This window comes from Niveispirillum sp. FG148, from assembly GCF_057809655.1.
The window spans coordinates 97,344-111,996 of record NZ_JBMDKJ010000005.1; the positions used below are offsets into that span (position 1 = coordinate 97,344).

Sequence of the window (14,653 nt, forward strand, 5' to 3'; positions counted from 1 at the left end):
CCGGGGTAGGAAACATGGCCAAGGGGCGTTGGGCGCCGTTGCTGGCACTGGGGATTTTCTTGTCCGCGACGGCCGCGGCCCAGGCGGTGGAGGCGGCGCGGTTCGACTGGTTTGAGTATCAGGGCACATCCGACCGGGCGGAAGCGAAGCAGAAGCCGGGTGCGGGTGAATACCGCAATCCCGTCGTCGCCGGTTTCTATCCCGACCCGTCCGTCACCCGCGTGGGCGATGATTTCTATCTGGTCAATTCCAGCTTCGGCTGGCTGCCGGGCCTGCCCGTGTTCCACAGCCGCGATCTGGTGAACTGGACGCAAATATCCAACGCCATTGCCCGGCCAGGCCTGATGGAATTCGGCAATGGTGGCCTGACGGGCGGGCTGTTTGCGCCGACCATCCGGCACCATGACGGCCTGTTCTACATCACCAACACCTGCTTCTATTGCGGCGGCAATTTCGTCATCACGGCCAGGGATCCGGCCGGCCCCTGGTCCGACCCGGTCTGGCTGAAGGATCTGCGCGACGGGATCGACCCGTCGCTGTTCTTCGATGATGACGGCACGGCCTGGATTCTGAACAACGACCTGCCGGAAGGTGACAAGGAACTGTATGAGGGGCACCGCGCCCTGTGGATTCAGCAGTTCGATCCCAAGACCCTGACCACCCTGGGCAAGCGCCACATGATCGTCAGCGGCGGGGCCGACATTGCGACCAAGCCCGGCTATGTCGAAGGTCCGCATCTTTATAAGAAGGATGGCTATTACTATCTGACGGCAGCCGAAGGCGGCACGGGCACCAGCCACGCCCAGATGATCTGGCGGTCGAAGTCACCGACCGGCCCCTATGAGCCTGGCCCCGTCAATCCCATCCTGACCCAGCGCGACTTGAGCCCCACCCGGCCCGACCCGATCGAGGCATCGGGCCATGCCGATCTGGTGGAATTGCCCAATGGCGACTGGTGGGCTGTGTTTCTGGCCGTGCGCCCCTATGCGGGTGGGGAGATGTTCAATACCGGGCGGGAGACCTTCCTCTTGCCCGTGCGCTGGGTTGATGGCTGGCCGCGCATCCTGGACAAGGGCACGGAGATCCCGCGCATCGCCACCCGGCCCCAACTGCCGGCCCAGCCTGCCCCCGTCCTCCCCACCACGGGGCCGATGCTGGTGCGGGACGAGTTCAATGGCGACCGCCTGCCGCTCTACTGGATGACGCCGCGCGGGCTGGATGACGGTTGGTACCGGCTGTCGGATGGCGCCCTGTCCATCACCCCGCGCCCCGTGGGTCTGGGCGACCACAAGAACCCGTCGCTGTGGGGCCGGCGGCAGCAGCATATGCTGGCCAGCGCCACGACAGAGGTCAGCTTCAATCCGGAAAAGCCGGGGGAGCGGGCGGGTCTGGCCGTCATCCAGAATGATGAATACTGGTTCCGCCTGACCGTGGAACGGGCCGACGGCAAACGGGTGGTTCGCGTCGCCCGCCGGGCGGGAGAGAAGGAACCGACGGACGGAACCATCCTGGCCACCATCCCCGCCCCCGGCGACGGCCCCTTGCGCCTGCGCGTCACGGCGCGTGGCGGGCTTTATGATTTCCATGCCGCCACACCCCGGGGCGACTGGCTGCCCGTGCTGACCGGCGCTGATGGCACCATCCTGTCCACGGCCACGGCGCGCGGCTTCATGGGCGTGCTGATCGGCCCCTATGCGGAAGCACCCAAGGGCTGAGCACCGGCCCCAAACCGATAAAAACACCACCGGGAGGACCAAGATGAACCGGCGCAAAGCCATCACGACGCTGGCCCTGGCATTGGCGCTGCTGGCCCCGGCCGCATCCGCCGCCGACAGCGCCCGCTTCAACTGGGTCGACTATCAGGGCAGCGACCCGGCGGACGCGGGGACAAAGCCGGGTCCGGGCGACTATCGCAACCCCATCCTGACCGGCTATTACCCCGACCCGTCGATCACGCGGGTGGGCGACGATTATTATCTGGTCAATTCAACCTTCAGCTGGTTTCCCGGCATCCCCGTCTTCCACAGCCGCGATCTGGTGACCTGGACGCAGGTGGGCAATGCCATCGACCGACCCGGCATGCTGGATTTCAAGGATCTGGGCCTGTCGCGCGGCGTCTTCGCGCCTTCCATCGCCCATCATGACGGCACCTTCTACATCATCAATACCTGCGTGGATTGCGGCGGCAATTTCGTGGTGACGGCCAAGGATGCAGGCGGCCCGTGGAGCGATCCGGTCTGGCTGCCCGATCTGGTGGGCGGCATCGACCCGTCCATCTTCTTCGATGATGATGGCCGCGCCTATATCGTCAATAACGGCCCGCCGGAAGGTGAACCGCTCTATAGCGGCCACCGCGCCATCTGGGTGCAGGAGTTCGACGCCAAGGCGCTGAAGACCATCGGCCCGCGCAAACTGCTGGTGAATGGCGGCGTCGACATCACGCAGAAGCCGGTCTGGATCGAAGGCCCGCATATCTTCAGGAAGGACGGCTTCTATTACCTGATCGCGGCGGAGGGCGGGACGGCCGTCAACCATTCCCAGGTCGTGTTCCGCGGCCCGTCGCCCCTGGGGCCCTTCACGCCCGCGCCCGGCAATCCCATCCTGACCCAGCGCGACCTGCCCGCCGACCGGGCCTATCCCGTTACCTCGGCCGGGCATGCCGATTTCGTGCAATTGCCCAACGGCGACTGGTGGGCCAGCTTCCTGGCCGTGCGCCCCTACGCCGATGATTTCTACAATACGGGGCGGGAAACCTTCCTGCTGCCGGTGGAATGGGTGGATGGCTGGCCCCGGATGACCCGGCCGGGACAGGCCATCGCCCTGACCCATGCCAGGCCCAGATTGCCACCGCAGCCACCGGCGCCCGTGCCCACCAGCGGGCCCTTCAGCATCCGCGATGAATTCGACGGACCTTCCCTGCCGCTGCACTGGATGACGCCACGCAATCCCAAGGGTGACTGGTACGATCTGACCAGTGCCAAGGGCGCGCTGACCCTGAAGCTGCTGCCCGTGGGCCTGTCGGACCATGGGCATCCATCTTTCTGGGCGCGCCGACAGCAGCATATGAATGCCAGCCTGACCACCGAACTGGATTTCACGCCCGACCAGCCGGGGGAGCGTGCGGGACTGGCCGCCATCCAGAGTGATGATTACTGGTTCCGCTTTACCATCGAACAGGACGGCAAGGCCCGCGTGGCCCGTGTCGCCGCCCGTGCCGGCAATACCGATCCGGCGGACGGCAAGTCGCTGGCCAGCCTGCCCGTCCCCGACCGGGGGACCTTGCGCCTGCGCATCACGGCCCGTGGCGGCGCCTATGATTTCGCTGTCGCCGCTCCGGATGGCCTATGGCAACCCGTGCTGACCGGGGCGGATGGCACCATCCTGTCCACCAGACGGGCCGGCGGCTTTGTCGGTGTCATGTTCGGCCCCTTCGCCCAAACCCATACCGCGCGGAACTGACCCCATGCGCCGCTTGATCCTTGCCGCCGTCGCGGCCAGCCTGTGCCTGTCCACCGCCGCCATTGCACAGGACGCCCCCGTCAATCCCATCCGCCTGAACCAGGCGGGCCTGCTGGCCAATGGCCCCAAACAGGCCTTGCTGCCCGATGCCGCGACCCGGCCGCTGCCCTGGCGCCTGCTGGATGCTGCTGGCTCCGTCCTGGCCCAAGGCAGCACGACGGTGCTGGGCGATGATGCCGCCTCGGGCCAGCACCTGCATCTGTTGGATTTCAGCAGCGCCAAGGCCACGGGCGACGGCTTCACCCTGGCCGTGGGGGATGGGGCCGTGGGCGACGGCGCCGTCAGCCGCCCGTTCGGCATCGGCGATGGTCCCTATGCGGGCCTGAAGCGCGACGCATTGGCCTATTTCTACCATAACCGCTCCGGCATCCCGATCGAGGCGCGGCTGGTGGGTGAGGCCTGGGCCCGTCCCGCCGGCCACCCCAAGGACGTGGCCCCCTGCTTCAACGGCAAGGACAAGGCCGGCAATGTCTGGCCCGGCTGTTCCTACAGTCTGGATGTCACGGGCGGCTGGTACGATGCCGGCGACCAGGGCAAATATGTGGTCAATGGCGGTATCGCCGTCTGGACCCTGCTGAACCTTTATGAACGGCAGGTGGTGCGGCACAAGCCACCCGCCCTGCCCGACGGCACTGCCATCCTGCCGGAAACCGGCAATGGCGTGAACGACCTGCTGGATGAAGCGCGGTGGGAGATGGAGTTCCTCCTGTCCATGCAGGTGCCGGACGGCACACGCATGGGCCTGCCGCTGGGCCCGCAGAAGGGCAGCGACCGGCTGACCTTCACCGACGTCGATGTCTCCGGCATGGCCCATCACAAGATGGGGGACGAGCATTGGACGGGCTTCCCCATGCCGCCGCACCTGGACCCCGAACGCCGCTTCCTCTATGCGCCCAGCACGGCCGCGACGCTGAACCTGGCCGCCACGGCAGCGCAGGCGGCCCGCATCTGGCAGAAGATCGACCCCACCTTTTCCGATCGCTGCCTGAAGGCCGCACTTCGGGCCTGGGCCGCCGCCGTGCGCGTGTCGGATGCGCGTGCCATCGGGGATTTCAATGGCAGCGGCGGCTATGCCGACGATGATGTGTCGGACGAATTCTTCTGGGCCGCGGCCGAACTGCTGGTGACCACGCGCCAGCCCTTGTTCGCGAAGGTCGTGACCGGGTCGCAGCATTTCCAGCGGGACGCCGTGGCCGACCCCGGCTGGGGACAGACGGCCCCCCTGGGCGTGCTGTCGCTGGTACTGCATCCCGACGCATTGCCTGACCGCGACGGGGCCAGACTGGTGAAATCGATCACCCGGGCGGCGGACAACCATCTTCGGGAAGGCGGCGATGGTTACCGCCAGCCCATGCCGGCCCGCGCCTTCGGCTGGGGTTCGAATGGCGGGTTGCTGAACCGGACCATCGTCCTGGCCTATGCCCATGATCTCACGGGAGAGGGCAAATACCGGGACAAGGTGATTGACGTCGCCTCCTACCTGCTGGGCCGCAATCCCCTCGATTTCTCCTATATCAGCGGCTATGGCGCCCGGTCGATGCAGCATCCGCATCATCGTTTCTGGGCGCCCAGCCTCGACCCAAAACTGCCGCCCCCGCCGCCGGGCGTCCTGTCCGGCGGGCCGAACGGCAATCCGGGGGAAGACGCGCGCAAGCTGCTGGGCGACTGCGCACCCCAGGCCTGCTGGCGCGATGACCTGAACCTGTTCACCCTGAACGAGGTGGCGATCAACTGGAACGCCCCCCTGGTCTGGGTCGCGGCCTATCTGGACGAACGGTAGGCAGGCGCGGGGTCACAGCCCCGCGCCTGCCATCGCACAGCAGAACTGGTCAGGCGGCGGCCAGGGCGGCACCCAGTTCCGCATTGGTCCTGGGAATTCCGTCCAGGTTCCAGGTGCCGTCGACCGTGTGGACGCCATTGGCCCAGACACGGTCCGGCGTCAGGCGTCCTTCCGCCAGTTCGATCAGGATGGACGTCGCCTTGCCATAGAAGTCGCGCTGAACGGCCGGTTCATTCAGGGCAAAGGACGGCGTGCGTGTTTCCAGCCACGCGCCTTCGACCGGCTGGCCGCCGGAAAAGCTGGTGCCCTTGGCCATGATGTTGACGTGGGCCGTGACGTTGGGGGTCATGATCTTGTTGCCCGTCAGGCCATGGCTGGCAAGAAAGGCATCGGTGATGCGCGCGATGGCAACGGGGATGACGGCGTCGGACAGGACGCCCTGGGTCAGGGTCAGGCTGATGGGCATGGGATTTCTCCTTGTCGGGATTGCGCGGCGGCTGGCCGGCCGCCATTGAATGACGATCGTTATTTCATATAAAATAGCGGTCGTTATGTTGTCAATCATAGAATAACGATCGCAATATAAAGGCGCCCCATGCGTTACAAGGCTGGACACAAGGAAGAGACGCGGGCCCGCATCCTGGCCGCCGCCGGCCGTGGCTTCCGCCGCCGGGGCTTTGGCGGGATCGGCGTGGACGGGCTGGCCAAGGAGGCGGCGGTGACCAGCGGCGCCTTCTATGGTCATTTCCCGTCGAAGGAGGCCGCCTTTCAAGAAGCGGTGGAGGCAGGGATAGCGGAATTGAAGGAGGCCGTGATCGACCACCAGCACCGGTTTGGCGCCGACTGGCCGGCCGCGTTTGCGGATTTCTATGTATCCGCAAAAAGGACCTGTGATCTGGCGGAAAGCTGCGCGATGCAAAGCCTGTCCGGCGATGTGGCCCGCGCCGAGGATGGCATCCGTCGCACTTATGAGGACGGAATGCGCGGGGTTGTCGCGCAGGTCGCGGCCGGCCTTCCCGACGACACGGGCGAGAAGCGCCAGGGCCGGGCCTGGGCCTTTCTGTCTGCATTGGCGGGCGGCGTGACCTTGGCCCGCGCCATGCAGGACCCTGAACTGTCCAGGGCCATTGCCGATGCGACGCGTCACACGGCGATCGCCGCCCTCAGCAGCTGACCGTCAGCACATCGGAAGCCATGCCGGCCGCATCCGGAATGCGGCGCCCTACTCCCGCGCCACGGCCCCGCCCAGCGCCCCGGCAATGGCGTCACGCAGGGGCTTCGCCCTGTAGCCGTCATCATAGGGGCAGCAGCGCTTGGGCCGCTTGTCGACCCGCGGCATGAAGCCTTGCAGCCAGGAGAACCGGTCCACCATGCCCCAGGCCAGCACATCGCCCGTCTGGCGATAGGACAGCATCAGGTCCAGATAGGTCCGTGCATAATCGGCCACGGCCCGGTCGCGCCGGGCGAAATCGGTGATCGCCAGCCCCTTGTCATTGACGTCGAATTCGGTGATCAGCAGGTCATATCCCATGCCCACCACCTCGTCGATGAAGCGACGCCAGGCCTCCTCCTCATATTTCGGCCCCCCATCCAGCACCAGCAGGTGCGACTGCACGCCCAGCGCATCCACAGGCGTGCCACGTTTGCGGAAACCTTCCAGCAGGCGCAGCACCCCGTCGCGGTGCGTGGCATGGCCGGGCTCCCAGCTCATATAGTCGTTATAGACAAGCTGTCCGTCGGGCAGCACTTCGCGCGCCTTGTGAAAGGCCGCGTCCAGCACGCGCTCGGCCGGCAGGTAGCGGGTGAAGGGCGTGTCGCGCAGCGCGCCGGTATCAGCATCCACCGCTTCGTTCACCACGTCCCAGGACCGGATCACGTTCCTGTAGGAACCGGCGACCATGGCGACATGGTCGGCGATCATCTTTTCCACGCCGCCCGCCGGATTGCCGCCGAAATCATGGGTGGAGACCCAGGCGGGGATCCATTTGGGGTGATGCCACAGCAACGTGTGGCCGCGGAAATCCAGATGGTTCTGGGCCGCAAACGCCATCAGCCTTTCCGCCGCATCGAACCGGTAGAGATCGGCCGACGGGCGCACCGCGCCCCATTTCAGCTCGTTCTCCGGCACCAGCAGCCCGCATTCGGCCAGCAGCAGCGCGCGGTAGCCCGGATCGGCAAAGGACCCGGTCAGGGTGCCGGGGCGCCCTGTGCCCACGCAGGACCCGAAGCGCCGGCCCGTGCGCCGCGCCAGCTCATTCAGCGATGGTGTGGCGGTGACGGTTGTGGCGGCGGTGGATGGCAAGGCGGCGCCTGCGGCACCAGCCAGCGCCGCCGACAGCAGCCGGCGGCGGGTCAGACCCTCAATCATGGGGTTTCTCCCTGATATCCTTCTTGTTAGCGATAACATAACAACAAGGGCGGGACGTGCAAAAGAAAAAGGCGACCCACCGGAGGGCGGGTCGCCAGGCGGGCCGGTCAGCGGGGAGACTGACCGGTCCTTTGAGAGGGAGGATGGCGGCGCTGCCGCCGGAAACCGGTGATCGGGTCCGATCACCGGAACGCGGTGTTAAAGCCGCCCGCGCAGGCCGATCATGATCGTCCGGCCGGGCGTGTAATTGGTGAAGGTGGCGTTATCGTACTGGAAATAGCTGCGCTGTTCCGACTTGGTCAGGTTGATGACATCGAAGGTCAGCTGCGGCAGCCCACGCCGGCCCAGCATCTCGTTCAGATCCAGGCTGGAGGAGAAGTCCCACTGCCGGTAATCGTCGCTGAACAGGGCGGCGGCTGCGATGCCATTCTGGTTCAGGCCGCTGGACTGCGAGCCCTTGGTGAAGGTCTGCGACAGGCGGGCGGAGATGCCGTTATGCTCGTAATAGGCCGTCACATTGTAGGTGTAGTCGGCCACACCCACGGCGACGGCCGGGGCTGCCCCCTTGCCCTTCTGGTCGACGATGGTGGCATTGGCGATGAAGCCCAGGCCCGGCACGTAATCTTCCAGCAGGAAGTCCAGCGGCTGCACCCAGTTGAACTCCAGACCATTGACCGTCAGACGGCCTTCGGCGTTCACCTGCTGCTGCAGGATGACATTGGCTGAACCGGGCCCGCCGCGGGAATTGATGGCAGCCTGCTGCGTCGGCGACAGCGTGTCATAGGTGACGCCATAGGCAGCCAGCGCACCGAACGGCACCGTCGTCGTGCCATTCACCGTGAAGCCCGTGATGGCCTTACGGAAGACGGCGAAGCCGATATACCCTTCCTTGCCCGTATAATATTCAAAACCCAGATCGATATTCTTGGCGATATAGGGCGCCAGGGCGGAATTGCCGACGGTGCCGATATCGGCCGATGGGGTGGAGAAGTTCAGCCCCGGCAGCTGCGCGTTCGGATCGGGCCGGGTCATGGTCTTGGACAAGGCCGCACGGACGACGGCATGGTCCGACAGGTTATAGGCGGCCGAGGCCGAGGGCAGCCAGTTGTCATACTGGTTCTTGATATAGACATAGTTGACGACGTTCGGGTACTTGCCGCCATCGGCCGGGGCGGCACCCGTGGCCGGGGTGTTGCGCGGATCGGGGATGGACACGCGGCCGCCCACCTTCTGGTCGGTCTGGACCCAGCGCATGCCGACATTGAAGCGCAGGTCATTGCCGTCGATCTGCTGGATACCGTTCACCTCACCATAGGCACCCAGGGTCTTTTCGCCGATGAAGCCGCCCGACGCGCCGGTGTTGGACGACCCGGCCTCCGGTGCCGCGTCATGGAACTGATCATACTTGCTGTCGGCCTTGAACTTGTCCCAGTCGACCGTCAGGAAGCCGAACTTGCCCGGCTTCAGGTAATTGGCGAAGGAGGCATTGGGGATCAGCGAGCCGCCATAGGTGACGCCACCCGTCTGGCCCGCCGTATAGCCCGTGCCATAGCCGGGATATGTCGGGTAGCCCGTAGGGGCCGCTCCCGGCTGGTTCAGGCCGCTGCAGGATGGCTGGCTGTTGGGGCTGGGCACGAACACCGACGGATTGTTGCCGCAGACGGCGTTCTGCCAGGCCTGGCTGTTGTCATAGGCGGTGATGCGGCGGGAAACGTCATCATAGGCGGCACCCACCTTCAGGTTCAGCGTGTCCTGACCCCAGGTCAGGTTGCCGCGCACCCCCTTGGTCTCCGTCTCGCGCCGTTCATCCTGCATGTTCACGCGGCCGCCGGGCCAGCCGAACTTGGTCGGATCGTTCAGGTCGATATTGGGGACGATGCTGGGCACGCCACCATCATTCTTATAGGTGACGGTGACACCGGAGCTGGCCGGGGTCAGCGGGCCGACGGTGGGCGATTCACGGTGGAAGGTGGACTTGGTGTAATTGCCCTGCATGTCGAATTTCAGATCGTCGGTGATCTGATAATCAAAACCGGGATTGACGCCGTAGAACTCCGTCTGTTCCAGGAAGGGACGATATTCCAGGAAGAACTGGGCATTGGCGAAGGTGGCTTCCGTCACGACGCAGCCGGTGCTGCAATCGGTGCGGTCGACCTTCATGTTCAACGGGATCATGGCGCCGTTACGGCCGATCCAGTTCATGTCCACGCGTTCCAGGTCATTCTTCTTCTTGCCATACAGGCCGTCCAGATAGAAATGCAGGTCTTCGCTGGCCTGCAGCTCGAACGACGCAATGGCGTTGATGCGGTCGCGGGTACCGAAAATCTCCGCCGGGCGGCCCAGGCGCGGGATGATGGCATTGTCCAGCTGCTGCGCCGTCAGGCCGGGATTCTTGGCCAGCAGGAAATCCTTGTCGATGACGGTACCCGTGGTCAGGCCGTTGCCGGCATTGGCCGGGACGGTGGCGGGAATGGTCCAGTTGCCGCCGCCCGTGCTGTTACAGCCCGTGGTGGCGCCGCACTGGGCTGCCGACAGGTTGGGATTGGTCCAACCGATGGTCTCGAAGCCCGGCGTGCTGACCTGGTTGCGCACGGCCGCCACGCCGATCAGGGCACCGAAATTGCCCCAGGTATTGCTGGCCAGCGCCGAGGTGCGGCCACCCCACTTATCGGCCTCGCTGTTCTTGGTGCCCTGGACGGAGTAGCTGACGCGAGCCCCTTCCTTGTCGAACGGCCGGGCGCTGCGCATGTTCACGGTGCCGGCGGCCCCGCCCTCCAGCATGTCGGCGTTGGGGCTCTTGGACACGGTCAACTGCGTGAACAGTTCCGTGGGGAACATGTCCAGATCGACCTCGCGGTTCGTGCTCTGCGCATCCGTGCGGCCCGTCGATGCGACGGCGACGGGCGCGCCGTTCAACAGCACCTTGGTGAAATTGGTGCCCAGGCCGCGGATGGCGATGCTCAACCCTTCGCCCGACACTTCACGGTTGATGGTGATGCCGGGAACGCGGTTGAAGCTTTCGGCAATGTTGGTGTCGGGGAACTTGCCGATATCCTCGGCGAAGATGCTGTCCTGGAAGCCCGTGGCATTGCGCTTGTCGTTGGTGGAATTGGCCAGGCTGCTGCGGAAGCCGGTGACCACGATCTCTTCCAGGGTTTCGCCCCCCCCGGTGACGGACTGCGCGGCTGCCGGCAGGACGGCCCCGGCCGTCAGGCAGGTGGCCAGCAGCAGGGCGGCCCGGGCCGTCCTGCGGCCCCCATGACGCACATCCAAGATGGACTGATTGCGTTGCTCTTCCATGTTCTTCCCTCCCAATGCGCGGCCACTGCGGGCCGCTTCGGCTTGATCATTCTGAACAGGCAGCGCTCCCGACTCTCGTTAGCGCTACCATCGATAGGGTGATCCCTTCCCCCGCCGGGAGGGGATCGCCGGTGTCAATCCAACGGCGAACCGTCGGTCAGTTGGCTGCCACCGGCGTCAGACGCGGTGACAGCAGATGCAAAAGCAACAGGGCCAGCGGATAGGCGCCGGCCGCCACCAGCAGGATGGGCGTGTAGCTGCCGGTCGTATCCAGCACCCAGCCCGTGAACTTGGACATCAGCATCCCGCCCACGGCGCCGGCCATGCCGCCGATCCCCACCACGGACGCAACGGCGGCGCGCGGGAAAAGATCGGATGGCAGGGTCAGCAGGTTGGCGGAAAATCCCTGGTGCCCGGCCGTGGCCAGCCCCAGGATCAGCACGGCGATCCACAGGTTCGCGGCAGACGTAGCGAAGACCACGGGCAGGACACAGGCCGCACAGGCCAGCATGGCAATCTTGCGCGCGCCATTGACGCCCACCCCACCCCGCATCAGCCGCGACGACAGCCAGCCGCCCGCCACCGACCCCACATCCGACAGGATGTAGATCGCCACCAGCGGCGGCCCGAACCCTTTCAGGTCCAGCCCGTAGGTGCGGTTCAGGAAGTCCGGCAGCCAGAACAGGAACAGCCACCAGACCGGATCGGTCAGGAACTTGGCCAGCGCATAGGCCCAGGTCTCCCGCCGACGCAGCAGACCGGCCCAGCCCATGGACGTCACCGGATCGGCTTCGTCGGACCGGATATGGGCCAGTTCCTCGGCCGTGACCGACCTGTGCTGGTCTGGCGTGCGGTAGAAGGTCAGCCACGCCGCCAGCCAGCCAAAGGACAGCACGCCCGTGACCACGAACGCCGCCTGCCAGCCCCAGGCAAAGGTGATGACCGGCACGATCAGCGGCGTGATGATGGCCCCGACATTGGCCCCGGCATTGAACACGCCCACGGCCAGGGCCCGCTCCCGCTTGGGGAACCAGTCGGCGACCGCCTTCAGCCCGGCCGGGAAATTTCCCGCCTCGCCTGTCCCCAGGAAGGCACGGGCCAGCATGAACTGGCCCAGCGTCGTGGCGGCCGCATGCGCGATATGGGCCAGGTTCCAGACTGTGAAGGTCAGGGCATAACCCCAGCGCGCACCGATGACATCGATGAACCGCCCGAACAGCAGGTAACTGACGGCGTAAGCCGCCTGGAACACGAACACGATGTCCGCGTAGTCCGTCTCCGTCCAGCCGAACTCCACCGACAGGGACGGCTTCAGCAGGCCCAGCATCTGCCGGTCGACATAATTGATCACCGTGGCTGCGAACAGCAGCGCCACGACGATCCAGCGTCGGCCAAGGCGGGTGGGGGTGGACATGCGCTGCACTTTCCTTCCGGCAAAGCAAGAGCGTTTACCGTCACCGGGGGCGACGGCAGGAAAACACGGACGGTCATTCACAAACCCGGAACGGCGTCACCGCCGCTCCCGTCAATCTCACCAGTTCCACATGGTCCCGTCCTTCAGCCGGGCGACCGGCAGATAGGCGGGCGTGTAGGGATATTTCGCGGCCAGATCCTCGTCGATATCGACGCCATGGCCCGGCGCTTCGCCCGGATAGAGACAGCCATCCTTGTAGCTGTAGGCGTGCGGAAACACGGCGTCGGTTTCGGCCGAATGGATCATGTATTCCTGGATGCCGAAATTCGGCACCCAGCTGTCGAAATGCAGCGCCGCACCCATGCAGACGGGCGACAGGTCGGTGGCGCCATGGCAGCCCGTGCGCACCTGATACAGCTCCGCCAGCATGGCGATGCGGCGCAGATGGGTGATGCCGCCGGCATGCACGACGGTGGCGCGGATATAGTCGATCAGCTGGTTCTGGATCAGCTCGCGGCAATCATGGATGGAATTGAACACCTCACCCACGGCGATGGGCGTCGTCGTATGCTGGCGGATCAGGCGGAACGCCTCCTGATTTTCCGCGGGCGTCGGGTCTTCCATCCAGAACAGCCGGAACGGCTCCAGCGACCGGCCCAGCCGCCCGGCCTCAATCGGGGTCAGACGGTGATGCACATCATGCAGCAGATGCAGGTCCCAGCCGAACTTGTCACGCACGGCCCCGAACAGCTTGGGCACATAATCCAGATAGGGTTCGGTGGCCCACAGTGTCTCGTCTGGCACGCCGGCACGGATGGCGGGCTCATACGCCTCGCCCTTCTGCACGCCATAGACCTTGTCCAGGCCGGGCACGCCCGTCTGCACGCGGATGGCCTTGAACCCCTTCTCCTGGTAATAGGCGACGCGGTCCAGCGCCTCGGGGATGTCGCGGCCATTGGCATGGGCATAGACCATGACCCCGTCACGGCTTTTCCCGCCCAGCAACTGGTACAGCGGCATGTTCGCCGCCTTGGCCTTGATGTCCCAGAGCGCCATGTCCACGGCCGCGATGGCCGACATGGTGACGGGCCCGCGGCGCCAATAGGCGCCCTTGTACAGGTACTGCCAGATATCCTCGATCTGGTGCGGGTCGCGGCCGATCAGGCAGGGGATGACATGGTCGGTCAGATAGCTTTCCACCGCCAGCTCACGCCCGTTCAGCGTGGCGTCGCCGATGCCATACACCCCTTCGTCGGTAACGATCTTCAGCGTGACGAAGTTGCGTCCCGGCGAGGTGACGATGCAATAGGCGTTGGTAATGCGCATCGGGGGTATCCCTTGGCCCGGCCCTGTCAGGGTTCGGCGGGCAGATCATGGTTGAACAAGGCGGGGAACCGCTTCTCCAGCTCCGGCAGGGAGGTGAGGATTTCCCGCAGATGGGTTTGCATGGCGGCCTGCGCCGCCGGTCCGTCGTGCGCCGCGATGGCGTCGACAATGGCATTATGCTGGCTGACCAGGCGCGCCAGGGGCGTGGCATCGGTCATGGACAGGTAACGCACCCGGTCCATCTGCGCCTTGGTCTCTTCCACCACGCGCCAGGCATAGTCACAGCCGACCGACATGGCCACGGAACGGTGAAACCCTTCGTCCAGTTCCATGAACCGCCCATGGTCCCGGTCGGCGATGGCCCGTTCCTGCTGTTTCAGGTTGGCGCGGAAGGCATCGATATGGCGGGCGCCGGCCTCTGCCGCCGCGCGGGCCACGACCGCCACCTCCACCGCTTCGCGCACGAAGCGGGCATCGAACACCTGGCGGACGGAGATCTTGACGATGAAGGAACCGCGCTGCGGCTTGATCTGCAACAGCCCGGCATCGGCCAGCTTGATGAAGGCTTCGCGCACCGGCTGGCGCGACACGCCCAACTGGTCGGCAATATCCTGTTCCGACAGGGCCTGACCCGGCAGGAACACCATGCGCACGATGGCGCGGCGCAATTCCCGGAAGACGCGGCGCGCCACCGGTTCACTGCTATCCATGTCGATCGGCTGCAAGCCGGGCCGTTCCTGGTCCCGTTCCACCGGCATCACTCCCTGAAATCCTTGATCCGTGCCCCATCCTTGACGGTTGGGGCCGGCGGCAATCTTAACAACCTTGTTGCCGTTGCCATTCATGTATACTACCATACCAGTACAGTCAAGCAGGCTGTTGCAGAAATTTGATAGCGCTATCATATTCACGCCACGAACCGGTGCCGGGGCAACGACCCCGCTTG

10 protein-coding genes are annotated in these 14,653 nt (G+C 65.4%); 4 read left to right on the forward strand and 6 right to left on the reverse strand.

Going from position 1 to position 14,653, the window contains the following annotated elements:
- Positions 1-59: 59 nt before the first annotated feature.
- Genes ACODTW_RS07420 through ACODTW_RS07430 form a run of 3 tightly spaced genes read left to right on the forward strand, consistent with a single transcriptional unit; the run spans position 60 to position 5,299 of the window.
- Positions 60-1,715, forward strand: coding sequence for a glycoside hydrolase family 43 protein (locus ACODTW_RS07420; protein ID WP_488945325.1), 1,656 nt, complete (start codon positions 60-62; stop codon positions 1,713-1,715).
- A gap of 43 nt (positions 1,716-1,758) precedes the next feature.
- A complete protein-coding gene (locus ACODTW_RS07425) occupies positions 1,759-3,459 on the forward strand; it encodes a glycoside hydrolase family 43 protein (RefSeq protein WP_488945326.1) in 1,701 nt (566 codons plus the stop codon).
- Positions 3,460-3,463: 4 nt separating this feature from the next.
- Positions 3,464-5,299 (forward strand): glycoside hydrolase family 9 protein, encoded by a 1,836-nt coding sequence (locus ACODTW_RS07430; RefSeq protein ID WP_488945327.1) that lies wholly within the window; start codon positions 3,464-3,466, stop codon positions 5,297-5,299.
- A gap of 49 nt (positions 5,300-5,348) precedes the next feature.
- Here ACODTW_RS07430 and ACODTW_RS07435 read toward each other — a convergent pair whose 3' ends face one another.
- The gene (locus ACODTW_RS07435; RefSeq protein WP_488945328.1) at positions 5,349-5,765 is read right to left on the reverse strand and encodes a hypothetical protein; all 417 of its coding nucleotides are present in this window, start codon (positions 5,763-5,765) and stop codon (positions 5,349-5,351) included.
- 129 nt (positions 5,766-5,894) lie between these two features.
- Here ACODTW_RS07435 and ACODTW_RS07440 point away from each other — a divergent pair, with 129 nt between their 5' ends.
- Positions 5,895-6,473, forward strand: coding sequence for a TetR/AcrR family transcriptional regulator (locus ACODTW_RS07440; RefSeq protein ID WP_488945329.1), 579 nt, complete (start codon positions 5,895-5,897; stop codon positions 6,471-6,473).
- Between the two features lie 48 nt (positions 6,474-6,521).
- Here ACODTW_RS07440 and ACODTW_RS07445 read toward each other — a convergent pair whose 3' ends face one another.
- From ACODTW_RS07445 to ACODTW_RS07465, 5 genes are all read right to left on the reverse strand, one after another.
- Complete coding sequence (locus ACODTW_RS07445) at positions 6,522-7,667, reverse strand: endo-1,4-beta-xylanase (RefSeq protein WP_488945330.1); 1,146 nt, start codon at positions 7,665-7,667, stop codon at positions 6,522-6,524.
- A 198-nt stretch (positions 7,668-7,865) separates the two neighbouring features.
- Entirely contained in the window at positions 7,866-10,967 is a 3,102-nt protein-coding gene (locus tag ACODTW_RS07450) for a TonB-dependent receptor (RefSeq protein ID WP_488945331.1), read from the reverse strand.
- 157 nt (positions 10,968-11,124) lie between these two features.
- Positions 11,125-12,381 (reverse strand): MFS transporter, encoded by a 1,257-nt coding sequence (locus ACODTW_RS07455; RefSeq protein WP_488945332.1) that lies wholly within the window; start codon positions 12,379-12,381, stop codon positions 11,125-11,127.
- Between the two features lie 117 nt (positions 12,382-12,498).
- On the reverse strand, positions 12,499-13,707 hold the full coding sequence (gene manD / locus ACODTW_RS07460; protein WP_488945333.1) for a D-mannonate dehydratase ManD: 1,209 nt from the start codon (positions 13,705-13,707) through the stop codon (positions 12,499-12,501).
- Positions 13,708-13,733: 26 nt separating this feature from the next.
- Complete coding sequence (locus tag ACODTW_RS07465; RefSeq protein WP_488945334.1) at positions 13,734-14,465, reverse strand: GntR family transcriptional regulator; 732 nt, start codon at positions 14,463-14,465, stop codon at positions 13,734-13,736.
- Positions 14,466-14,653: the final 188 nt, after the last annotated feature.

Coding starts and splice junctions, on each gene's coding strand:
- ACODTW_RS07435 (WP_488945328.1), bottom strand. CDS start 5,765: ATGCCCATCAGCCTGACCCTGACCCAGGGCGTCCTGTCCGACGCCGTC.
- ACODTW_RS07465 (WP_488945334.1), bottom strand. CDS start 14,465: ATGCCGGTGGAACGGGACCAGGAACGGCCCGGCTTGCAGCCGATCGAC.
- ACODTW_RS07445 (WP_488945330.1), bottom strand. CDS start 7,667: ATGATTGAGGGTCTGACCCGCCGCCGGCTGCTGTCGGCGGCGCTGGCT.
- ACODTW_RS07430 (WP_488945327.1), top strand. CDS start 3,464: ATGCGCCGCTTGATCCTTGCCGCCGTCGCGGCCAGCCTGTGCCTGTCC.
- ACODTW_RS07440 (WP_488945329.1), top strand. CDS start 5,895: ATGCGTTACAAGGCTGGACACAAGGAAGAGACGCGGGCCCGCATCCTG.
- ACODTW_RS07425 (WP_488945326.1), top strand. CDS start 1,759: ATGAACCGGCGCAAAGCCATCACGACGCTGGCCCTGGCATTGGCGCTG.
- ACODTW_RS07455 (WP_488945332.1), bottom strand. CDS start 12,381: ATGTCCACCCCCACCCGCCTTGGCCGACGCTGGATCGTCGTGGCGCTG.
- manD (WP_488945333.1), bottom strand. CDS start 13,707: ATGCGCATTACCAACGCCTATTGCATCGTCACCTCGCCGGGACGCAAC.
- ACODTW_RS07450 (WP_488945331.1), bottom strand. CDS start 10,967: ATGGAAGAGCAACGCAATCAGTCCATCTTGGATGTGCGTCATGGGGGC.